The organism is Pseudomonas sp. LBUM1653 (assembly GCF_059716115.1).
The window spans coordinates 1683489-1705873 of the sequence record NZ_CP166803.1 but is presented as its reverse complement, the minus strand read 5'-3'; the positions used below and the strand labels follow the sequence as shown (position 1 = coordinate 1705873).

The 22385-nt window shown below is 60.9% G+C and carries 15 protein-coding genes; 6 read left to right on the top strand and 9 right to left on the bottom strand.

Annotation, left to right across the window (positions count from 1 at the left end):
• Positions 1–148 precede the first annotated feature (148 nt).
• The gene (locus ACA054_RS07820; RefSeq protein WP_497688886.1) at positions 149–1468 is read left to right on the top strand and encodes a putative porin; all 1320 of its coding nucleotides are present in this window, start codon (positions 149–151) and stop codon (positions 1466–1468) included.
• A 240-nt stretch (positions 1469–1708) separates the two neighbouring features.
• Here ACA054_RS07820 and ACA054_RS07815 read toward each other — a convergent pair whose 3' ends face one another.
• The 3 genes from ACA054_RS07815 to aceK all read right to left on the bottom strand — a co-directional run bounded on the left by ACA054_RS07815 (position 1709) and on the right by aceK (position 8976).
• The gene (locus ACA054_RS07815; RefSeq protein ID WP_497688885.1) at positions 1709–2830 is read right to left on the bottom strand and encodes a beta-ketoacyl-ACP synthase III; all 1122 of its coding nucleotides are present in this window, start codon (positions 2828–2830) and stop codon (positions 1709–1711) included.
• Between the two features lie 331 nt (positions 2831–3161).
• Complete coding sequence (gene hrpA / locus ACA054_RS07810; RefSeq protein ID WP_497688884.1) at positions 3162–7073, bottom strand: ATP-dependent RNA helicase HrpA; 3912 nt, start codon at positions 7071–7073, stop codon at positions 3162–3164.
• Between the two features lie 184 nt (positions 7074–7257).
• Positions 7258–8976 (bottom strand): bifunctional isocitrate dehydrogenase kinase/phosphatase, encoded by a 1719-nt coding sequence (aceK, locus tag ACA054_RS07805; protein ID WP_497688883.1) that lies wholly within the window; start codon positions 8974–8976, stop codon positions 7258–7260.
• Between the two features lie 163 nt (positions 8977–9139).
• On the opposite strand from aceK, the gene ACA054_RS07800 reads away from it, so the two are divergent.
• The gene (locus ACA054_RS07800) at positions 9140–10033 is read left to right on the top strand and encodes a DMT family transporter (RefSeq protein WP_497688882.1); all 894 of its coding nucleotides are present in this window, start codon (positions 9140–9142) and stop codon (positions 10031–10033) included.
• Between the two features lie 132 nt (positions 10034–10165).
• Here the strand turns inward: ACA054_RS07800 and ACA054_RS07795 are convergent, their stop codons facing one another.
• From ACA054_RS07795 to ACA054_RS07770, 6 genes are all read right to left on the bottom strand, one after another.
• Complete coding sequence (locus ACA054_RS07795) at positions 10166–11746, bottom strand: aldehyde dehydrogenase (NADP(+)) (RefSeq protein WP_497688881.1); 1581 nt, start codon at positions 11744–11746, stop codon at positions 10166–10168.
• 151 nt (positions 11747–11897) lie between these two features.
• On the bottom strand, positions 11898–12893 hold the full coding sequence (gene araD1, locus ACA054_RS07790) for an AraD1 family protein (RefSeq protein ID WP_497688880.1): 996 nt from the start codon (positions 12891–12893) through the stop codon (positions 11898–11900).
• A gap of 41 nt (positions 12894–12934) precedes the next feature.
• Positions 12935–14110 carry an L-rhamnonate dehydratase gene (locus ACA054_RS07785; RefSeq protein WP_497688879.1) on the bottom strand — a complete coding sequence of 392 codons (1176 nt, stop codon included), beginning with the start codon at positions 14108–14110 and terminating at the stop codon, positions 12935–12937.
• 316 nt (positions 14111–14426) lie between these two features.
• Complete coding sequence (locus ACA054_RS07780) at positions 14427–15431, bottom strand: 4-hydroxythreonine-4-phosphate dehydrogenase PdxA (protein ID WP_497688878.1); 1005 nt, start codon at positions 15429–15431, stop codon at positions 14427–14429.
• Positions 15428–16384 (bottom strand): amidohydrolase family protein, encoded by a 957-nt coding sequence (locus ACA054_RS07775; protein WP_497688877.1) that lies wholly within the window; start codon positions 16382–16384, stop codon positions 15428–15430. Before ACA054_RS07775 ends, ACA054_RS07780 begins: the two co-directional genes overlap by 4 nt.
• A complete protein-coding gene (locus tag ACA054_RS07770) occupies positions 16377–17699 on the bottom strand; it encodes an MFS transporter (protein ID WP_497688876.1) in 1323 nt (440 codons plus the stop codon). Before ACA054_RS07770 ends, ACA054_RS07775 begins: the two co-directional genes overlap by 8 nt.
• Positions 17700–18244: 545 nt before the next feature.
• Here ACA054_RS07770 and ACA054_RS07765 point away from each other — a divergent pair.
• The 4 genes from ACA054_RS07765 to ACA054_RS07750 all read left to right on the top strand — a co-directional run bounded on the left by ACA054_RS07765 (position 18245) and on the right by ACA054_RS07750 (position 22384).
• Positions 18245–19258, top strand: a complete 1014-nt coding sequence (locus ACA054_RS07765) for a Bug family tripartite tricarboxylate transporter substrate binding protein (RefSeq protein ID WP_497688875.1) — start codon at positions 18245–18247, stop codon at positions 19256–19258.
• Between the two features lie 52 nt (positions 19259–19310).
• On the top strand, positions 19311–19844 hold the full coding sequence (locus ACA054_RS07760) for a tripartite tricarboxylate transporter TctB family protein (RefSeq protein ID WP_497688874.1): 534 nt from the start codon (positions 19311–19313) through the stop codon (positions 19842–19844).
• Positions 19841–21370: a tripartite tricarboxylate transporter permease gene (locus tag ACA054_RS07755; protein ID WP_497688873.1), complete on the top strand. Its 1530-nt coding sequence runs from the start codon at positions 19841–19843 to the stop codon at positions 21368–21370. The genes ACA054_RS07760 and ACA054_RS07755 overlap by 4 nt, the downstream gene beginning before the upstream one ends.
• Positions 21371–21439: 69 nt before the next feature.
• Positions 21440–22384, top strand: coding sequence for a LysR family transcriptional regulator (locus ACA054_RS07750; protein WP_497688872.1), 945 nt, complete (start codon positions 21440–21442; stop codon positions 22382–22384).
• Position 22385: the final 1 nt, after the last annotated feature.

Genomic DNA, 22385 nt, shown 5'->3' with positions numbered 1-22385 from the left:
ACTCTGCCACTGCACTGTCATAAACCATCGCGATACTGGCGCCTGTTTTTAGAGCGCCGGGTTATATCCGGCCACTGTTTTCCGTCCACCCCATGGTCGGTTGTGCCCAGGATGGTTCAGCCATCCACTCTCACTTTCGGAGATTGATATGCGTCTTGCTTCCACGAAAACTGCGGCGGCCTTGTGTGGCGGCCTGTTGCTGGCCATGAGTGTTCCGGCCAGCGCCGCAGTCGACGCCAAACTGCTCGACATGCTCAAGGCTAACGGCTCGATTACCAACGCCCAGTACAGCGAACTGCAAGCCGAGCTGGCGAAGGATCAGAAAGACCAGCAAATCGCTCGTCAGGCCCAGCAAGAGACCAACGAGCAGATCGCGGCCACCGCGAAGAAGACCAATGAGCTGAGCAGTTTCGACCAGAAGCTGGCGTGGGCTGCCAAGACCCAATTCAAGGGCGACGTGCGTTTCCGTCAGGAAAACATCCACAACGATGGTGTTTCCAACAACAAAGACAGCGATCGTCAGCGCATTCGTGCCCGCCTGGGTGCGTTCAGCGAAATCAACCCGCAAGTAGACACCGGCATCCGTATTGCCACCGGCAGCAGCGACGACGCTCGCTCCACCAACCAGGACCTGAACAACTACTTCGACAAGAAGCAGATCTGGCTGGACCTGGGTTATGTCGATTACCACCCGGACGCCATCAAGAACCTGCACGTGATCGGCGGCAAGATGTTGCAGCCGTGGGTGAGCATGGGCGACATCATCTGGGATAGCGACATCAACCCCGAAGGCCTGGCCCTGACTTACAAATATCCGCTGGGCAACACCGAACTGTTCGGTAGTGCCGGTCACTACACCCTCAAGGACAACGTCGACGGCGAAGGCGTGCAGTTCAAGCACGACCTGCGTCTGTACGCTGGCCAGTTGGGTGCGCGCTTCGCCATTACCGACAACCTGAAAATGACCGTGGGCGGCAGCCTCTACAACTACGACAACGACGAAGACAGCACCTGCACCGCCACCACCACGCCATGCGCACTGGCCGTCAACGGTAACAGCCCGGGCGAAGAGTTCCGTCTGTGGGAAGGTTTCAGCCAGATCGACATCGGCGGCCTGCCAATGCCGCTGTCGCTGTACGGCCAGTACGTACACAACGCCGAAGCCAGCAACGATAAGGACACTGGCTGGCTGGCCGGCGTCAAGACCAAGATCTACGGCTTCGGCCTGGACTACAACTACCGCGACGTGCAGCAGAACGCGGTGGTGGGTGCCTTCACCGACTCTGACTTCGCCAACGGCTTCACCGGTTCGCGCGGCAGCAAGCTGAAAGTCAGCTACGAGCTGGACAAGAACTTCACCCTGGGTGCGACGTACTTCATGGCGAACTCCGACTACACCAACGCCAGCGTCAACCTGAAAGACTCCGACATCAACACCCTGCAACTGGATGCCGAAGCGAAGTTCTGATTTAACCCGCTACACGACTCCGGCAAGGATGCCTGAGTTGCTTTTACAGCCTGGCGTTGATGTATCGGTCCCCATCATCCTCCGATATATCAACGCCAGGCTGTTTCTATTGGCGCGCAAAAAAAGATCGCAGCCTGCGGCAGCCCCTACATTGATCGATGTTCAATCGCGATATCGCGTTGAAACCTGATCCTGTAGGAGCTGCCGCAGGCTGCGATCTTTTCAGCTACAGCGAAAAAATCAGCGTTTGCGCAACAGCACGCTACCAATCGAATAACCGGCGCCGAACGAGCTGAGCACCGCCAGCGAGCCGGCGGCCAGATCGTCCTGGTGCTTGTGGAACGCAATCACCGAACCTGCCGAACTGGTGTTGGCATAGGTATCGAGAATCACCGGTGCTTCCTGCTCGGTGGCTTCACGACCCAGCAGCTTCCTGACGATCAGGTGGTTCATGCTGAGGTTGGCCTGGTGCAGCCAGAAGCGCTTCACGTCGCCTACGTTGAGTTGATTCTCTTCCAGGTGCGCAGCGATCAGCTCGGCGACCATCGGGCAGACTTCCTTGAACACCTTGCGGCCTTCCTGCACGAACAGTTTGTCCTTGGCACCGATGCCCTCTTCCGCGGCGCGGTTGAGGAAGCCGAAGTTGTTGCGGATGTTGTTGGAGAACTTGGTCTGCAGCTTGGTGCTGACAATGTCGAACTGGTGACTGGAAGTGGCCAGGTCGGCGCGCTCGATGATCACTGCGGTAGCGGCATCGCCGAAGATGAAGTGACTGTCACGGTCGCGGAAGTTCAGGTGACCGGTGCAGACTTCCGGGTTGACCATCAGGATCGCCCGGGCCTGGCCCAGCTGGACGCTGTTGGCCGCGGCCTGGATGCCGAAGGTGGCCGAAGAACACGCCACGTTCATGTCAAAACCAAAACCCTGGATACCCAGCGCTTCCTGGACTTCGATGGCAATGGCCGGATAGGCGCGTTGCAGGTTGGAGCAGGCGACGATCACGCCGTCGATGTCCGCGGCGGTCTTGCCGGCACGCTGCAAGGCTTGTTCGGCTGCGCCGATGGCCATCTGGCAAAGCACTGACCATTCGTCGTTGGAACGCTCGGGCAGGCGTGGCGCCATACGTTGCGGGTCGAGGATGCCCTCCTTGTCCATGACAAAGCGGCTTTTGATACCGGAGGCTTTCTCGATGAACGCTGCGCTGGACTCGGTCAACGCCTCGACTTCACCGCGGGCAATAGCTTGGGCGTTGTCGGTGTTGAATTGAGCTACATAAGCATTGAAAGACTGCACCAGCTCTTCGTTGGAGATGCTGTTGGCCGGGGTGTAGAGGCCGGTGCCGCTGATGACGACGTTATGCATGGTCGTGTCTCTAATCTGTTCAGGCAGAAAGCATTGGTACAGGCGTACCAACACACAAAGGGTCTATTCCCATCTGGGGGACGCAAACCTGGCATCGCTTTATTCCGTCGCGCAACCCGGCCAAAGGCTCTGGAGGGCGAAACCGGCGCTTATGGTCGCGAAGTTTGCCATAAACCTTGGGTTTTGGCGCCTTTTGCAAATACGGCGGTACAACGCGATACCTGTAGGAGCGAGCATGCTCGCGATGGACTGGAGAGCTCCACGGGGTGCCAGGCGCTCAGCGTTATCGTTGACGACCATCGCGAGCATGCTCGCTCCTACAGGACTCGTATTATGGCTCGATCTGGCTCCACTGTTTGTTCAGGCGCTTGTCGGAGATCGGTACCTTCGTCCCTAACTGCTGGGCAAACAGCGAAACCCGGTATTCCTCCAGCCACCAGCGATACAGCTCCAGCTGCGGATCGCGCTTGCCTTCCTGGGCGTGTTTGTTGGCGCGGGTCTGGTATTGCGTCCAGAGGCCGGACAACTCGCCGCTCCAGACCCGATCCCGTTGCACCTGGGCGCCGATTTTTTCGAAACGCTGTTCAATGGCCTTGAGGTAGCGCGGCAGTTCCTTGAGCCACTGCATCGGCGTTTCCCGGACAAACCCCGGATACACCAGATGGCTGAGCTGCTGCTTGATGTCGTTCAGGGCCACGGCTTGCGCCAGGTCGATCTTGCCCTTGAAGCGTTTTTGCAGGCCGTGCCAGTGCTTGAGGATTTCCAGGGTCAGCCTCGCCACGCGTTCGGCATGTTCGGTCCAGGCGCCGCGCTTGCGTTCGGCCAACGATGCCAACCCGGCGCCGTCGCGTGGCAACGGGTCTTCACCGTCGAGGATGCAGCTGTCGAGGCTGGCTAACAGAATGTCTTCGACCAATGCATCGACACGCCCCAAGTCGCGATACAGCAGGCCCAGTTCGGTCAGGCCCGGCAATTTGCCGCGCAGGAACTTCGCCGGTTCCGCCAGTTGTTGCATTAGCAAGCGCTGCAGGGCGCGGCGATGCTGGAACTCGGCTTCGGCCGGTGTCGAGAAACGACCTTCCTTGACCGTCCCCGCCTCTTCCACCAGCGCCGGATAGACCGTCATCGACAAGCCGGCGATCTTCTGCTGGGTTTTCTCGGCGACGGCGGCAAATACTTTCGGTTCGACCAGCTGCTGGCTTTTCGCGGTTTGCGGCACGGCCAGGGCGGCCTGACTGGCCTCGGCGAAACGGGCAGTCAGCTCGGCCAGGTCGCGCCCTTCGCCGAGGAACTTGCCCTGCGCATCGACGATTTCCAGGTTCATCCGCAGATGGCTTTCGACCTGTTGAGCCGCTTCGACCCAGGCTTCATCGCTGACACGGGCGCCGGTCATGCGCAGCAACTCACGACCCAAGGCCTGTGGCAACGAGCCTTCAGCGAAGGTCATGCGCTGCAACGCGGCCTTGACGAAATCCGGCACCGGCACGAAATTCTTGCGCAAGGCCTTGGGCAGGTTGCGCACCAGGGCTATGCACTTGGCTTCGATCAACCCCGGCACCAGCCATTCCAGGCGCTCCGGCGGCAGCATCGGCAACAGCGGTGCCGGTACACGCAGGGTCACGCCGTCGCGCGGGTGGTTCGGTTCGAAGTGGTAGCTCAGGGCCAGCTCCAGGTCGCCGATGTGCAGCGTGTCCGGATAATGCTGGGCGGTGACTTCACTGGCCTCGCGGGCCAGCACGTCCTCTGCGCGCATGATCAGCAGTTGCGGGTCTTTCTGGCTGTTGATCCGATACCAACTGTCGAAGGTCGCAGTCTGGTGGATCTCTGCCGGAAGGCGCGCATCGTAAAAGGCGTAGAGGGTTTCTTCGTCAGCCAGAATGTCCCGGCGACGGGCCTTGGCTTCCAGTTCGTCGAGTTGTTCCAGCAACTGCTGGTTGGCCGTCAGGCACTTGGCTTTCGACTGAATCTCGCCTCGCACCAATGCTTCTCGGATGAACAGTTCACGGGACACCACCGGATCGACCGGACCGTAATGCACCGGCCGGCGGCCGACCACGATCAGCCCGAACAGGGTGATCTGCTCGAATGCCACGACCTGGCCACGCTTCTTCTCCCAATGGGGTTCGAAGTGGTTTTTCTTGATCAGGTGCCCGGCCAGCGGCTCGATCCAGTCGGCATCGATCTTGGCCACCATCCGTGCATACAGCTTGGTGGTTTCCACCAGTTCGGCGGTCATCAGCCATTGCGGGCGCTTCTTGCCGATACCCGACGACGGGTGAATCCAGAAACGTCGCTGGCGCGCGCCAAGGTAATCGCCGTCTTCGGTTTTCTGACCGATCTGGCTCAGCAATCCCACCAGCACCGCCTTGTGCAGTTTCGGGTAGTCCGCCGGCTCTTTATTGAGGCTTAACTGCATGTCGCGGCAGATCAGGCTCAACTGCCGATGGGAGTCACGCCACTCGCGCAGACGCAGGTAATTGAGGAAATTCTTGCGACACCAGTTGCGCAACGGGCTCGCAGTCAGCGCCTGGCGCTGCTCTTCGAAACCGCGCCACAGGTTGACCAGCCCGGCGAAGTCCGAGTCGACGTCTTTCCATTGCGCGTGGGCTTGATCCGCCGCTTGCTGGCGCTCTGGCGGACGTTCGCGCGGGTCCTGGATCGACATGGCGCTGGCGACGATCAGCACTTCCTGCAGGCTGCCCAGTTTCGCCGCTTCCAGCAACATGCGGCCCATGCGCGGGTCCACGGGGAGCCGCGCCAATTGGCGACCGAGGGGGGTCAATTGGCTGTTGCGGTCCACTGCCGAGAGTTCTTGCAGCAGGTTGAAACCGTCGCTGATCGCCTTGCCGTCCGGCGGCTCGATAAACGGGAACGCGGTGATTTCGCCAAGGCGCAGATGCAGCATCTGCAAAATAACGGCGGCGAGGTTGGTCCGCAGGATTTCCGGATCGGTGAACTCCGGACGGCCGAGAAAATCCTCTTCGCTGTACAGGCGCACACAGATACCCGGTTCGACCCGTCCGCATCGGCCTTTACGCTGGTTGGCGCTGGCCTGGGAAATGGCTTCGATGGGCAGGCGCTGGACCTTCGCGCGGTAGCTGTAGCGACTGATGCGCGCGGTGCCGCTGTCGATCACGTAACGGATGCCCGGTACGGTCAGCGAGGTTTCCGCGACGTTGGTCGCCAGCACCACGCGACGGCCTGGGTGCGACTGGAATATCCGCTGCTGCTCGGCCGGCGACAGGCGCGCGTACAACGGCAGAATCTCGGTGTGCTTGAGTTGGGCCTTGCGCAGCATGTCGGCGGCGTCGCGAATCTCGCGCTCGCCGGGCAAGAACACCAGCACGTCACCGGGACTGCGGCGTTCGCTGCGCTCATAGGCGGCAATTTCGTCGAGGGTGGCGAGGATCGCCTGATCCACCGTCAGGTCATCCTCGACACGGTTGCCTTCCTCGTCCTGTTCCAGGGTCAGCGGGCGATACCAGGTGTCCACCGGGAAAGTACGGCCGGACACTTCGACAATCGGCGCATCGTCGAAATGCTTGGAAAAGCGCTCAAGGTCGATGGTCGCCGAGGTGATGATGACTTTCAGGTCCGGACGACGCGGCAGCAGGGTTTTCAGGTAACCGAGCAGAAAATCGATGTTGAGGCTGCGTTCGTGGGCTTCGTCGACGATGAGGGTGTCGTAGCGTTCCAGATAACGGTCGTTCTGGGTTTCCGCCAGCAGGATGCCGTCGGTCATCAGTTTGATCAGGGTATTGGAATCACTTTGATCCTCGAACCGCACCTGATAACCGACCAGGGCGCCCAACGGCGTGCCGAGTTCTTCGGCAACCCGGGCGGCCACGCTACGTGCGGCGATTCGGCGCGGTTGGGTGTGGCCGATCAGGCCATGTTGGCCGCGCCCGATTTCCAGGCAGATTTTCGGTAACTGTGTAGTTTTACCCGACCCGGTTTCGCCGGCAATGATCAGCACCTGATGCTGTTGCAGGGCCTTCTTGATTTCGTCGCGCTTGGCGGCGATCGGCAGGCTGTCGTCGTAGCGAATCACCGGCAGGCTGGCCTTGCGTGCCAGCACCTGGTCACAGGACGCCTGCATCCGCGTCACCCACTGGGCCAGTTTGGCCTCGTCAGGTTTCTTGCGCAGCTCAAGCAACTGCCGCCGCAGCCGGTGGCGGTCGGCGAGCATGGCGTGATCGAGGTTTTTCAGCAGTTTGTCGATGGAGGGCGATTCGTCGGTCATCGGGTACGCAATTCAGTCGTCTAGTGGCGCAGGTCGGGGATTGTCGCAGATTTGGGCGGCCATGTGATCGTTCCCACGCTCTGCGTGGGAATGCCTCAACGGACGCTCTGCGTCCGCTCTTGGGACGCGGAGCGTCCCGGGCTGCATTCCCACGCGGAGCGTGGGAACGATCTGTGTCGGCGGGTTATTCGTTATCCTGGCCCTTGCGGCGATACGGGAATACATCGATGACCTTGCCGGCGCGAATGGCTTCCTGCAGGCTTTTCCAGTAATCGGCGTTATAAAGCTCGCCATGCAACTGATCAAACAACTTGCGCTGCCCTGAATCGGCAAATAGAAACGGCGGAAATTCCTCAGGGAACACATCCAGCGGTCCAATCGAATACCACGGTTCCGACGCCATCTCATCTTCCGGCGTACGCGGTTGCGGGATGTGGCGGAAGTTGGCTTCAGTCAGGAAGCAGATCTCGTCATAGTCATAAAACACCACCCGCCCATGACGCGTGACGCCGAAGTTCTTCAGCAACATATCACCGGGAAAGATGTTCGCCGCCGCCAGTTGCTTGATCGCCAGGCCGTAATCCTCCAGGGCCTCGCGTACCTGCGCCTCGTTGGCGTTTTCCAGGTACAGGTTCAGCGGCGTCATCCGCCGCTCGGTCCAGCAGTGGCGGATCAGCACCGTGTCCCCTTCCACCGACACCGTGGACGCCGCGACTTCCAGGAGTTCCTCCAGGCACGCCGGGTCGAACTTGCTCAGCGGGAAGCGGAAGTCGGCGAACTCCTGGGTGTCGGCCAGGCGCCCGACGCGGTCGACGCTTTTCACCAGCCGGTACTTCTCGATCACCGTAGCGCGGTCGACGTTTTTCGACGGCGAGAAGCGGTCCTTGATGATTTTGAACACGGTGTTGAAACCCGGCAGGGTGAACACACTCATGACCATGCCGCGCACGCCGGGGGCCATGATGAACTGGTCGTCGGTGCTGGCCAGGTGGTTGATCAGCGCCCGGTAGAACTCGGACTTGCCATGTTTGTAGAAACCGATCGAGGTGTACAACTCGGCGACGTGCTTACCCGGCAGGATGCGCTTGAGGAAGCCGATGAACTCCGCCGGCACTGGCACATCCACCATGAAATACGAACGGGTGAAGGAGAAGATGATCGACACGTCCGCCTCGTCGGTGATCAGAGCATCGATCTGGATGCCCCGCCCCTCGAGATGCAGCAGCGGGATCGCCAGCGGCCATTGCTCATCGGCGGTGTAGATGCGCCCCACCAGGTAGGCGCCCTTGTTGCGGTAGAGCACCGAGGAAAACAGTTCGACGCTAAGCTGCGGATCCTTGCACACCCAGTCCGGCAGGTTCTCGCGCAGTTGCGCTTCAAGGCGGCGCAGGTCGCCGGGCAGGTCGGCGTATTCCTCGCTGAAGCGATAGTCGGCAAAGATGCTCGCCAGCATGCCCGACAGTTGGCCCTGGGGTTTGTAGGTGCGGGTTTGCGCGGCGCGGGCCCGGCGCAGGCTCGGCCGTGTGGTGTGGATGAACATGCAGCCGTCGCTGATCAGGTCATGGCTGAACAGCCCGCAGAAAATTGAGTTGTACCAGGTCTCGGACAATTCATCGTCGAAGCGCAGGTCGATCAAGCTGATGTAGGCGCTCTTGACCAGCGGCCAGCAACTGACGTCCAGGGTATCGGTGTCAAAGGCGGTGTGCAGTCGCTCCACCGTTTCACTGACTTTTTCTTCGTAGAGATTGATCCGCGCCGCCGACGCCGACTGCGTCTCCTGCCACTTGGCCTGCTCGAAGCGGGCCCGGGCGCCGTCGGTGATCTGGCGGAAATGCTCGCGGTAATCGTCAAAGCCATCGAGGATCAGGCGGGCGATGTCGGCGGCTGGCCATTGCTGCGGCATGGTGAGACCTCTGCGGGAATTCGTGAGCCCTGAGCTTAGCCAGTGAAGCGGGTGCAGGAGAAGTGTAATTTTCGAGCCCCTTGAGAGTTACATGTGCGTTTTGCGGTTGCCATCATTCAAGGGCTCGGCAACACTCTCGCCCCCATCAAGCAAGGAACACGCTGTGAACCCCGTCGATCTATTGCGTTTACTGTCATTGGCGGCCATTTGGGGTGCGAGCTTTCTGTTCATGCGCATCATCGCCCCGGTGATTGGCACGATTCCCACGGCCTTTTTCCGCGTTTCCATCGCGGCGGTCGGGCTGCTGGTGATTCTCGGACTGATGCGCATCAGCTGGGACTTCAAGGGCAAACTCAAAACCGTGATGCTGCTCGGGGTGATCAACTCAGGGATTCCGGCAACGCTCTACTCGGTGGCCGCGCAAGTGTTGCCGGCCGGGTATTCGGCGATTTTCAATGCCACCACGCCGCTGATGGGCGTATTGATCGGCGGCCTGTTCTTCCATGAAAGACTCTCTGGCGCCAAGCTCGGTGGCGTGTTCCTCGGGCTGCTCGGCGTCGGCGTGCTGACCCGCGCAGGTCCGGTCGCGTTCGATCTGCAATTGCTGATGGGCGCCCTCGCCTGCCTGCTCGCCACCACCTGTTATGGCTTTGCCGGTTTTCTTGCGCGCCGCTGGCTCGATCAGGCCGGTGGGCTCGACAGTCGCCTGTCAGCGCTGGGCAGCATGCTCGGCGCCACGCTGTTCCTGCTGCCGCTGTTCGGCTACAGCGTGATCAGCCAGCCGCCGGCGAGCTGGGGCGGCTGGAATGTCTGGTTGTCGCTGTTGGGATTGGGGCTGGCGTGTACCGCGTTTGCCTACATCATTTACTTCCGCCTGCTCAGCGCGATCGGCCCGGTGAAGTCATCGACCGTGACCTTCATGATCCCGCCGTTCGGCGTGTTGTGGGGGGCGATGTTTCTCGATGAACCGCTGTCGATGGCGCATATCTATGGTGGGGTGTTGATTGCGGCGGCGTTGTGGCTGGTGTTGAAGCCTGCGAAGGTGGCTGCCCGGTAAATTTGCGGTGTCTCAAATGACGCCTTCGCGAGCAGGCTCGCTCCCACATTAGATCTCCTGTGAACACAATATTTGTGAACACTGAGATTAACTGTGGGAGCGAGCCTGCTCGCGAAGGCGATCGCTCAAGCGCTACAAAGCTGACTGACTCACCTCCCCATCCACCAACCGCCGAATCCCCAGCGGATTGGCATCCTGCAACGCCTCGGGCAGCAACGCATCCGGGTAATTCTGGAAGCACACCGGGCGCAGGAAGCGGTCGATGGCCAGGGTGCCGACCGACGTTCCCCGCGAATCGGACGTCGCCGGATATGGCCCGCCATGCACCATCGCCTCGCACACCTCGACACCTGTCGGATAGCCGTTGAGCAGAATCCGCCCGACCTTTTCCTGCAACATCTCCGCCAGCCAGCGGTACTCCAGCAACTCGTCAGCTTCGCCGATCAAGGTCGCCGTCAACTGCCCGCGCAGGCCCTGCAGCGCCGCTGCCAACTGCGCGCGGTCCTCGACCTCGATGACGATGGTCGTCGGCCCGAAGACTTCTTCCTGAAGCAATTCATCGCCCTTGAGCAACAGGCTGACATCGGCCTTGAACACTTGTGGCTGCGCCTGATTGCCCTGTTGTGGTCTGCCCGCCACATGGCTCAGCCCCGGATGTTCGTGCAGTTCACCCAGGCCCAAGCTGTAGCTGGCCAGCGCCGGGGCATTGAGCATGGTTTGCGCAGGTTGCTGGTTCATGCTCGCGCAAAAGGTTTCGAGAAAGGTGCTGAACTGCGGCGAACGCAGGCCAATGACCAGGCCAGGGTTGGTACAGAACTGACCACAGCCCAGGGTCACTGAACCTGCGAGCTGCGCCGCGATCTGTTCACCCCGCACTGCCAGCGCTTCGGGCAGCAGGAACACCGGGTTGATGCTCGACATCTCGGCGAACACCGGGATCGGCTGTGGCCGGGTCGCGGCCATATGGCTCAGGGCATTGCCACCCTTGAGCGAACCGGTGAAACCCACTGCCTGGATCGCCGGGTGCTTGACCAGCCACTCACCGACGCCACCGCCATAAATCATGTTGAATACACCGGCCGGCATTTCCGTGCGCTCGGCGGCGCGAATGATCGCGTCCGCCACCCATTCGGCGGTTGCCATGTGCCCGCTGTGGGCCTTGAACACCACCGGGCAACCGGCGGCCAGGGCCGAGGCGGTGTCGCCACCGGCCGTGGAAAACGCCAAGGGAAAGTTGCTGGCGCCGAACACCGCCACCGGCCCCAGGGCGATGCGGTACTGACGCAGATCCGGGCGTGGCAATGGCTGGCGATCCGGCAACGCCCGGTCGATGCGTGCGCCGTAGAAATCACCGCGACGCAAAACCTTGGCGAACAAGCGCAACTGGCCGCTGGTGCGACCGCGCTCCCCCTGGATACGCCCGGGCGGCAACGCGGTTTCGCGGCACACGGTGGCGACGAAGTCATCGCCCAGCGCATCGATTTCATCGGCGATGGCATCGAGGAACGTCGCGCGTTTTTCCGCGCTCAGGTTGCGGTAGATCGGGTACGCCGCAGCGGCGGCTTTGGCGGCGGCATCCACTTCGGCTTCGGATGCCTGGAAGAAAGTGCCGGGTAACGGCTCGCCGGTGGTCGCGTCGAGGCTTTGCAGTTGCAAGGTGCCGTTGGCGCTGCGGCGGCCGCCGATGTAGTTGTGTCCAAGAGGCGTGGTCATGGGGTGTTTCCTGATCGATTGTGTAGAAACGGGTATGCGACCTGTAGGAGCCGGCTTGCTGGCGATAGCGTCCACAAGGACGGCGCAAGGCTTGGAGACCAATCGCTGGCAAGCCAGCTCCTACAGGTTCGTCGGCGTTCCCGGTCCGCGTTTAGAGCACACGCACCTGACCGATAGGCAACGGCTGGGCGCTTTCGCCAATGCCGTTCACCAGTGGCGCACCGAACTCTTCGAGGCTGATCTGGAAGCGGTCCCCTGGCTGGGTTTTCACGCCATCGGCAAACGACAGCGTGGCAGTGCCGAAGTAGTGCACATGAACATCACCGGAGCGCAGGAACTGCGCGTACTTGAAGTGGTGGAATTCGAGGTTGGCGAGGCTATGGCACATGTTGTCTTCGCCGCTGAGAAACTCCTTTTCCCAGATCGTTTCGCCATTGCGCTTGATGCGGCTGGTGCCGACCAGGTGTCTGGGCAACTCGCCGACACGCAGTTCCGGACCGTACGAGCAGTAGCGCAGTTTTGAATGAGCCAGGTACAGGTAATTGCGCCGTTCCATGACATGGTCGGAAAACTCATTACCCAAGGCATAACCGACGCGATACGGCTGGCCGTCGTCGCCGATCACGTAGAGCCCGGTCAGCTCCGGTTCTTCGCCGGCGTCTTCGGCAAATGGCGGCACCGGGAAGTCTGCACCGGGACGCACGACGATGCTGCCGTCGCCCTTGTAGAACCATTCCGGTTGCGCACCGACCTGCCCGGCCGCTGGCTTGCCGCCCTCCAGGCCCCACTTGAAAATGCGCATGGTGTCGGTCATGCCGGTTTCGACGGCGCCTTCCTGCTGGTGCATTTTGTCCCGCGCCGAAGCGCTGCCCAGGTGGGTCAAGCCGGTGCCGCTGATCAGGCAATGGGCCGGGTCTTCGTGATCCAGCGGTGGCAGGACCTGGCCCTGCTGCAACAGCTTCGCGTAATCCGGGCCTGGCTCGGTGCCGCGCAGGGCGACCTCTTCTTGCAGGCTGCGTTTGGCGCGGATTGCCGCGAGTGCCAGTTCACGGGTGCTGCGGGTGCCTTTGAGCACCTGGACTTGTGCCCCGTCGACCAGCCCGACCTGGCGTTCACCGGCAGTGTTTTCGAATTGAATCAGGCGCATGTCGCCTCCGGAAAGTCGTGAATAAGTGGCTCACCACAGGGTCACTCGATGATGTTGAAGTCGTTCAAGTACTCATCGGAGATTTCCAGGCCCAGACCCGGTTTGTTGTCGTCGAGCTGGATGTAGCCGTTGACTGGTTGCGGCTCGCCCTTGAACACGTAGTAGAAGAGTTCGTTGCCGACTTCGACGTCGAACACCGGGAAGAACTCGGCCATCGGCGAGGCGGTGGTGGACATGGTCAGGTGGTAGTTGTGCATCTGCCCGGCGTGCGGGATCACCGGTACTGACCAGGCCTCGGCCAAGGCGTTGATCTTGCGCGCGGCGGTGATGCCGCCGACGCGGTTGGTGTCGTACTGGATCACGTCGATGGCGCGGCGCTCCAGCAAGTCTTTGAAGCCGTACGAAGTGAATTCGTGCTCACCGCCAGAGATCGGCATGATCCCCATTTTTTTCAGCTCGATGTAGCTCTCGATGTCATCGGCGATCACCGGTTCTTCCAGCCAGCGCGGCTCGAACTCGGCCAGTTTCGGCAACATGCGGCGGGCATATTCGAGGGTCCAGCCCATGTAGCATTCGAGCATGATGTCGACGTCGGGGCCGGCCAGGTTACGAAGGGCGCGCACTTGTTCGATGTTCTTGCGCATGCCCGCCGGGCCGTCTTTCGGACCGTAGCCGAAGCGCATTTTCAACGCGGTGAAACCCTGGTTCAAATAACCCTGGGCTTCTTCGAGGAACAGGTCGAGGTTGTCGTTGGCGTAGAGCTTGGAAGCGTAGGTCCAGATCTTTTCCTTGGTGCGACCGCCGAGCAGTTTGAACACTGGCTTGTTGACCGCCTTGCCCATGATGTCCCAGATGGCGATGTCGATCGCCGAGATGGCCGCCATGCCAATGCCTTTGCGGCCCCAGGCGTGACTCTGGCGGTACATTTTCTGCCAGATGTATTCGTTGTCGAACGGGTCTTCGCCAATCGCGATGGGGGCCAGGTAGGTGTCGATGATTTCCTTGGCCACCCGCGGCGCCAGGGCGCAGTTGCCGATGCCGATGAGGCCCGTATCGGTCTCGACTTCCACCACCAGCCAGCCGTGAAAACGGAACGAGCCCATGGCGTCGCCGCGCTCGAACAGGATGTCGCTGGCGTTGGTGCAGAAGTGCGCTTGAGGTGGGACGACTTTACCTTTCCACTCGAAAACGCGGGTACGGATCGCTTTGATTTTCATGAATACAGTTTCCTTGCGCTGCCGGCTTCTTGTCATTGTTGAGTCGCTGCGTGGAGCCGCTCGGGGAGCGGTTGCGCGCATTCGATGGAGCGACTTTAGCCAGCGCCAAGGGGCTGCGGATAATCACTTATGCGTATCCGGCGATAACCTAGGGTGATAGGAAAATTGGATTATTGAGTGGAAAGGGTTATCAGCCGCACACAAAACAAATGTGGGAGCGAGCCTGCTCGCGAAGGCGTCAGGTCAGGCACCACTACAGTGACTGTTAGACCGCTTTCGCGAGCAGGCTCGCTCCCACAGGGGGACATGCGTTTTATCAGTAGCTGTTGCCCCCCATCCGGCAAGCAATCTCGAACGCCTGACGGGTTGCGCCGACATTCGCCTTGCCTTGCCCCGCGATATCGAACGCGGTGCCGTGGGCCGGCGTTGTGATCGGAATGGGCAGGCCGCCCTGTACCGTGACGCCACGGGAGAAGCCCATCAGCTTGATCGCGATCTGCCCCTGGTCGTGATACATCGTGACGACCGCGTCAAAGGCGCTGGCGTCGCCCTGGACCTTGAGGAAAATCGTGTCGCCCGGATACGGCCCTTCCGCCGCAATCCCCAGCGCCTGAGCCTTGCGCACGGCCGGGCCGATGATGTCCAGTTCTTCACGGCCGAAGGAGCCGTTGTCGCCGTTGTGCGGATTGAGTCCACAAACACCGATGCGCGGTTTTTCCAGGCCATTACGCTTCAACGCGGTGTCGATCAATTGAATCGCTTCCACAACCCGCTCCTGGCTGAGCAGCCCCGGTACTTCCGCCAACGCCACGTGAGAGGTAACACGTGAGGTCCAGAGATTGTCGAGCACGTTGAATTCGCAGAACGGCCCGTGGAAATCCAGCAACTCGGCGAACCAGTGCAACTCATCGTTGTGGGCCATGCCGGCCATGTGCAGCGAGGTCTTGTTCAGCGGTCCGAACAATATCGCGTCAGTGGTCCCGGCCTCGGTCAGGCGCAGGGCGATTTCCAAAGTGTCGAGGCTGTAGCGACCGCCAATGACGCTGGCCTCGCTGCGCGGAAATTCACCGATAGTGTCGCCGCGAAAATCGTAGAACAGCGGTGTGTCATCAACGAAAGACAGCTGCTCCAGCGACTCCACCCGGCGATAGGGAAACTCCACCCCGGCGATGCGCATGCCGCGACGCATTTCCGCTTCGTCGGCAATCAGAATCACGTTGGCCTGGCCGCGTACCTCGGGCTCGCCGAGCAAGCGGGCGATCAGTTCCGGGCCGATGCCCGCCGGGTCACCCAGGACCATCGCGATGGTTGTCTTGTTCATGCTTCACTCCTCAAGGATTCAGGCAGCGCCCGGTCAATGGCGCAAGGTTCGCAGCGATAGATTCGCTGCGCGTTGCTGTAGAACAGTCGCTCCTGATCGGCCACTGGCAGATCGGCGACGATGGATTTGAAACCGCTGTAGATGTCGTCGAACGAGCCGCACAGGCTGTCCACCGGAAAGTTGCTGGCGAACATCGCCCGTTGGGTACCGAACATCGCGATGATTTCGCGCACGATCCAGGCGTTGTCGATGGCTCGCCATGCCCGGCCCGCCTGGCCCAGGCCGGAAATCTTGACCTGCACGTTCGGCCACTGCGCCAACCGCGCCATCGCGGCGCGCCAACCGGCCAGGCCTTCGGCGCTGCGGTCGTTGGGCAACCCGGCGTGATTGAGAATCAGGGTGATGCCGGGGAAATCCCGAGCCAGCCGTTCGGCTTCGGGCAAGTTCCACCAGGGGGTCTGCAAATCGAAATGCAGGCCCAGACCTTCCAGCGCCGCGTAGCTGCGCCGCCAGTGATCGTCGCTCATCAGGCTGCGCACCCGGCCGAACTGTTCGGGTGACGTCGGCCCGCCGGGTTTGTGCCGCACGCTACGCACGCACTTGTAGGTGGCCTGCTCGGCCAGCAGCGCAATGGCGTCCGGGTGGTCGAGCCAGGCTTGCGCGACGATCGCGTTCGGCACGCCGTAGCGAGCGGCCAGTTGCTCGATAAAACGGGTTTCGCCAATCGGGTCCTGCGGGTTCCATTCGGTCTCGACATACACCGTTTGCACCACCCGATGTTCACCGGCATCGGCGAAATAATCCTCGGGAAAATAGCGGCGCTTGATTGCGGTGTAATCGCCGTAGCGAAACGCAATGTTGGCTTCGGGCGCCAGCCACGGATGGTCGTTGATCGATGGGTCCCAAAAGTGATGATGGGCATCGATGATCGGTCCATTCCAACGCTCAGCCATAACGCACCTCGTCGAGACTGATGAACAAAGTCGCCAACACAAACACTGCTGAGCACACCGCAAAAAATCCCAGTACCGGGGCAAATCCACCGGTCATTTGCAAAATCACACCCACCAGGATCGGCACCGCGATGCCACCAGTACTACCGGCCATGTTCATCACGCCGCCGATCAACCCGACCCGCGCAGGCGCTGCCAGCAGTGCCGGGAAACTCCAGTAGAGGCTGCCCCACATCAAGAAAAAAGCGGTCATGGCCAACAGCGCCACGGCCGCAAAAGGATTGCTCAGGGTCGGCAACAGCAGGAACGCGCCGAGGGCCACCAGGCCGGAAAACGCCAGCAGGCTCTTGACCGCCACCCCGCGACTGATGCCCTTGCGGATCAAGCCGTCGCAGAGGAAACCACCGGTCAACGAACCCAACGCACCGCAGACGAAAATCACGAATGTTGCTGCGCCAATGCCCTTGATATCAAAACCCCGGGCTTGCGCCAGATAGCTCGGCCCCCAGGTCAGCAGGCCGAAATACACCATCGCCCAACTGGCACGACCGATCAGCAATCCGCTGAGTGAACGGGCGGCAATGCCCAAGCCTTTGACCGGTGCACGGGCGGCTTCGGCGGCCGGCGTGGCGCGCCCGGCATTGATCTTCGCAAGCTCCAGGGCATTGACCTGCGGGTGACTGGCCGGATCATCACGCAGATAACGCCGCGCCAGCCAGGCCAGAACCAGGGTCGCGATGCCGGCGATCACGAACGCCAGACGCCAGGAATCCAGCGAGGCGATCAGGTAGGCAATGATCAACCCGCCCAACGCCACGCCCAATGGGCTGCCGCTGTCCATCAGCACGGCGCCGCGACTGCGTTCGCTGGGCGCCAGCCACAGGGAAATCAGCTTGCCGCCGGACGGGAATAACGGAGCTTCCGAGGCCCCCAACGCCACGCGGGCAAACAACAACGACAAGCCACCAGTGGCGAACGCCGCCAGCACCTGGAATGCGCCCCACAGCCCGGTGGACCAACTGATGACCCGATGCGGTCCGAAGCGATCGATCAACCAGCCACCGGGAATCTGCAGCAGTGCATAGGCCCAGAAAAAGCTGCTGAGGATCAGCCCTTGCATACTCGGTGACAGGGAGAATTCATGGGCGATGGTCGGCATGGCGATGGACAGCGATACCCGATCGATCAGGTTGACCATGGTCAGCGCGAAGACGATCGCGAAGATCCGCCAGCGCACGCTACTGGCTTTCGCGGCGGTGGCCTGCGGGATCACTGCTGCCGTGGGAAGGTGCAGGGAAGCACTGGGACGAGCCATGGTGCGTACCTCGATTTTTTATTTTTTTGAGGGCCAACATTGCCCCTTGGCCCCTTGTAGGAGCGAGCATGCTCGCGATGGTCGTTAACGAAAACGCGGGCTGTCTGAATGCCCGAGGTGTCATGACGTTTTGCGCGAGCATGCTCGCTCCTACAAGGCGGCATTGGTAGGTACTATCGAAGGCCCGGTGATAACCGTCTAATCAAAACTTGAAATCAGGTGATAGCTACGGGTTATGGCATGCCGTGCTTTCAATGAGCTTTCAACGTGGGCATACATTTTTCTGTGGGAGCGAGCTTGCTCGCGATGGTCTTCAACGAAATCGCGTGTTTCCTGAATAAACGCGGCGCCCTTGGGTCCATCGCGAGCAGGCTCGCTCCCACAGAAGTCTTGCTTCGTTTGCCGAGCTATAACCCCAGGCTATCGGTGTATGTATTGTTTTGACTAGACGCGGCGACGGCGCCTTCCCACACTCAGGCCAGGCTTGCAGCTTTCGAACGCAACCAAGTCACTCATAACAACTACAAAAACGAGGCTCTTCCATCATGCGAAATGCATTCGTCCGTCGCACATCCCGTCTGTTTCTTGGCTGCACGCTGGTCGCCGCTGGCGCCCTCCCCGCTCTGGCCCACGCCTGGCAACCGGACAAAAATGTGGAAATCGTTGTCGCCGGTGGCCCCGGTGGCGGTACCGACCAACTCGGTCGCCTGATCCAGTCGATCATCACCATTCACAAGTTCCTCGACGTTAATACCATCGTCCTCAACAAGGGTGGCGGCAACGGTGCCGAAGCCTTTCTCGACATGAAAATGAACAAGGGCGACGCCGAAAAGCTGGTAATCGGCACCAACAACATCTACCTGTTGCCGCTGGTGTCCAAGCTCGGCTACCAATGGCAGGAGCTGACCCCGATTGCCGCCGTGGCCGAGGATGACTTCATTCTCTGGAGCTACAAGGACGCTCCATGGAAAGACGCCAAAGGCTTCTACGCAGCGGTCAAGGCCGATCCGTCGAACCTGCGCATGGGCGGCAGCCAGTCCAAGGACGTCGACCAGACCCTGACCCTGCTGCTGAACCAGACCACCAACAGCAAACTGGTGTACATCCCGTTCAAGAGCGGCAGCGAAGCCGCAACCCAACTGGCCGGCAAGCACATCGCTGCCAACGTCAACAATCCCAGCGAAAGCATCAGCCAATGGCGTGGCGATCAGGTCGAACCGCTCTGCGTCTTCAGTAAAGAGCGCATGGCCTACACTGAAAAAGTCGCCGGCGACAAGTCCTGGGCGGATGTGCCGACCTGCCACGAACAAGGTCTGGGCATCGATCAATACCGCTTCCCACGCACCGTGTTCATGCCCGGCGACATTTCCGCCGAGCAACGCGCGTTCTATGTCGAGCTGATGCGTAAAGTCACCGAAACGCCGGAGTTCAAGGCCTACGTCAAGCAGAACGCACTGGTGCCGACCTTCCTCGAAGGCGAACCGCTGACCGCCTACATCGAAAAAGACACCGCCCGCGTCACCCCTGTGTTCAAAGAAGCCGGGTGGCTGAAAAACTGAAGTGTCATGGCCGCTCGCCTGCGGGCGGCCGTCACCTGCTGGAGGTGTTTTCATGTCTCATTCTTCGGATTCACCGGCGCTGGTCGGCACCCGCTGGGTCGAACTCGGCCTGGCTGTCTTCACCGCGCTGATCGGCGTGGTGGTGATGTACGGCAGCGTCGAACAAGGTATCGGCTGGGGCGATTCCGGCCCCGAGCCGGGTTACTTCCCCTTCTACATCGGCCTGATGTTGAGCACTGCGAGCGTGGCCAATGGCGTGTTGACCGTGGTGCGCTGGCAAGCGCTGAGCATTGCATTTGTCAGTCGCAGTGCGTTCAGGCAAGTGCTGTCCGTGTTCATCCCGATTGCGCTGTTCGTCGCGGCCATGCCTCTCACCGGCATCTACGTCGCCTCCGCGTGCTTCATCGCCTGGTTCATGTGGCGCGACAAGGTCCGCGCCAAGCCTTACGGTAAATTGATGATCGGCAGTGTATCCCTCGGCGCGGTACTCGCCAGCTACCTGATTTTCGCGCTGTGGTTCAAGGTCCCGCTGGATGCCGGCCCGATGGGCGACTGGATTGCCCTGGCCGGGAGAAACTTCAAATGAGCGAATTCGATTCCCTGTTGCAAGGCATGAACCTGATCCTGACCCCGGGCCACATCGGCCTGATGGTGATCGGCGTGCTGCTGGGCATCCTGGTCGGCGTGTTGCCCGGTCTCGGCGCCCCCAATGGCGTGGCACTGTTGTTACCGCTGACGTTCACCATGTCGCCGGTGTCGGCGATCATCCTGCTGTCGTGCATGTATTGGGGCGCGCTGTTTGGCGGCTCGATCACCTCGATCCTGTTCAACATCCCCGGAGAACCCTCATCGGTGGCGACGACGTTTGACGGCTACCCGATGGCCCGCGAAGGTCGCGCTGCTGAAGCGTTGACTGCAGCATTCAGCTCGGCACTGATCGGCGCACTGGCCGGGGTGTTGTTGCTGACCTTCCTGTCGACAAAAATTGCCGCGTTCGCCATGTCGTTCAGTTCACCGGAGTTCTTCGCGGTGTACCTGTTGGCGTTCTGCACCTTCATCGGCATGAGCAAGAACCCGCCGCTGAAAACCGTGGTGGCGATGATGATCGGTTTCGCCATGGCGGCGGTGGGGATGGACACCGTGTCCGGCAACCTGCGCCTGACCTTTGATCAGCCGACCTTGATGACCGGCATCAGCTTCGAAGTGGCGGTGATCGGTCTGTTCGGTATCGGCGAAATCCTCTGCACCGTGGAGGAAGGCCTGGTGTTCCGTGGCGAACATGCGCGCATTACGCCGATGGTGATCCTGCGCACCTGGGCCAAGTTGCCGCGCTACTGGTGGACCATCTTGCGCAGCACCCTGGTCGGTTGCTGGATGGGCATTACGCCGGGCGGGCCGACGGCTGCGTCGTTCATGAGCTACAGCCTGGCGCGGCGTTTTTCGAAGAATCGCGACAACTTTGGCAAAGGTGAACTCGAAGGCGTGATCGCCCCGGAAACCGCCGACCACGCGGCCGGCACCAGTGCCTTGCTGCCGATGCTGACCCTGGGCATCCCCGGTTCGGCCACCGCGGCAGTGATGCTCGGCGGTTTGATGATCTGGGGCCTGCACCCAGGGCCAACGTTGTTCGTCGAACAGCACGACTTTGTCTGGGGCCTGATCGCCAGCATGTACCTGGGCAACGTCGTGAGCCTGATCGTGGTGTTGGCTACCGTGCCGCTGTTCGCCTCGATCCTGCGCATTCCGTTCTCGATCATCGCGCCGATCATCATCATGGTCTGCGCCATCGGTGCCTACTCGGTGCACAACTCGTTCTTCGACGTGGTGCTGATGCTCGGTTTCGGCGCGTTGGGTTATCTGTTCAAGAAACTCGGCTATCCGATCGCGCCGCTGGTACTGGCGGCGGTGCTGGGCGACAAGGCCGAAGATGCATTCCGTCAGGCGATGCTGTTCTCTGACGGGCACCTGGGGATCTTCTGGTCCAATCCATTGGTGGGCAGCCTGACCACGGCGGCGCTGCTGATGCTGTTCTGGCCGTTGATTTCCAAGGCGCTGCAAACCCTGATGAGCCTGCGCAAACCCCAGGTCACCAAGCCAAAATCGGTGCTGTGACACAGCAATGCTGGCAACGCCTGACATTTGTTGTCAGGCTTGCCGCAGTCTTTATTGCGAGTACGGCCCATGTCCCGAATTCCTGATGCCAATGTGATCCACAGTCGACTGCGTCTGCGCCAACTGCGGCTGATGCTGGCGCTGGAAGAATTTGGCTCGTTGCGTCGCGCCGCCGACCACATCGGCATGACTCAACCGGCAGCGACCAAGATGCTGCACGAGGCTGAGGATTTGCTCGGCGTCGAGCTCTTTGAACGTCTACCTCGGGGCATGCGTTCGACCCCGTTCGGCGAAACCGTCATCTACTACGCACGCATGGTCTTTGCCGAGCTCAGCGGCATGCGCGAAGAACTTGTGGCCCTGCAATCGGGCAACCTGGGTCGGGTCGCAGTTGGCGCCATTCCCGCGCTGGCCTCAGGGCTGTTGACCCGCACCATCGCGACCTTGAAGCAAAGCCATCCACGCTTGTCCATGAGCATCCAGGTCGACACCAGCGACGTGCTGGTGCAGGCGCTGTTACAGGATCAACTGGACATCGTGCTGGGGCGGATTCCGCCCGGAGCACGGGCCGAAGAACTGCTGTTCGACAGCCTGGGTGAAGAAGCCCTGTGTGTGATTGCCGGTGCGCAAAATCCGCTGGCGCAGGAGAAGCAACTGGGCTGGGCAGAATTGCAGAACATGACCTGGGTGCTGCAACAACAGCCAAGCCCGATGCGCGCGATCATCAATCAGGTGTTCCACAATGCTCGGGTCGACATCCCCAGCAGCATCGTCGAAACCACCTCGATCATGACCTTGCTCTCGTTGATTCAGCAGACCGACATGCTCGGTGTCACGCCGGTGTCGGTGGTCGAGGACTATCCCGGTCGTGACCTGCTGGCGGTGTTGCCGATCAAGTTCGAAGCACGATTGCCACCGTATGGGCTGATCACCCGGCGTCATCGGATTCAATCCTCGGCGATGCAGGCGTTCATGAACTCGGTGCGCGCCGAGCACGCGCTGAGCAAACTGTAGG

Bases quoted from the DNA above. Each gene is read 5' to 3' on its own strand.
- aceK (WP_497688883.1), bottom strand. From the start codon at position 8,976: ATGCCGCAGCAATGGCCAGCCGCCGACATCGCCCGCCTGATCCTCGAT.
- ACA054_RS07820 (WP_497688886.1), top strand. From the start codon at position 149: ATGCGTCTTGCTTCCACGAAAACTGCGGCGGCCTTGTGTGGCGGCCTG.
- ACA054_RS07750 (WP_497688872.1), top strand. From the start codon at position 21,440: ATGTCCCGAATTCCTGATGCCAATGTGATCCACAGTCGACTGCGTCTG.
- ACA054_RS07770 (WP_497688876.1), bottom strand. From the start codon at position 17,699: ATGGCTCGTCCCAGTGCTTCCCTGCACCTTCCCACGGCAGCAGTGATC.
- araD1 (WP_497688880.1), bottom strand. From the start codon at position 12,893: ATGCGCCTGATTCAATTCGAAAACACTGCCGGTGAACGCCAGGTCGGG.
- ACA054_RS07760 (WP_497688874.1), top strand. From the start codon at position 19,311: ATGTCTCATTCTTCGGATTCACCGGCGCTGGTCGGCACCCGCTGGGTC.
- ACA054_RS07765 (WP_497688875.1), top strand. From the start codon at position 18,245: ATGCGAAATGCATTCGTCCGTCGCACATCCCGTCTGTTTCTTGGCTGC.
- ACA054_RS07795 (WP_497688881.1), bottom strand. From the start codon at position 11,746: ATGACCACGCCTCTTGGACACAACTACATCGGCGGCCGCCGCAGCGCC.
- ACA054_RS07755 (WP_497688873.1), top strand. From the start codon at position 19,841: ATGAGCGAATTCGATTCCCTGTTGCAAGGCATGAACCTGATCCTGACC.
- ACA054_RS07780 (WP_497688878.1), bottom strand. From the start codon at position 15,431: ATGAACAAGACAACCATCGCGATGGTCCTGGGTGACCCGGCGGGCATC.
- ACA054_RS07775 (WP_497688877.1), bottom strand. From the start codon at position 16,384: ATGGCTGAGCGTTGGAATGGACCGATCATCGATGCCCATCATCACTTT.
- ACA054_RS07815 (WP_497688885.1), bottom strand. From the start codon at position 2,830: ATGCATAACGTCGTCATCAGCGGCACCGGCCTCTACACCCCGGCCAAC.
- ACA054_RS07785 (WP_497688879.1), bottom strand. From the start codon at position 14,110: ATGAAAATCAAAGCGATCCGTACCCGCGTTTTCGAGTGGAAAGGTAAA.
- hrpA (WP_497688884.1), bottom strand. From the start codon at position 7,073: ATGACCGACGAATCGCCCTCCATCGACAAACTGCTGAAAAACCTCGAT.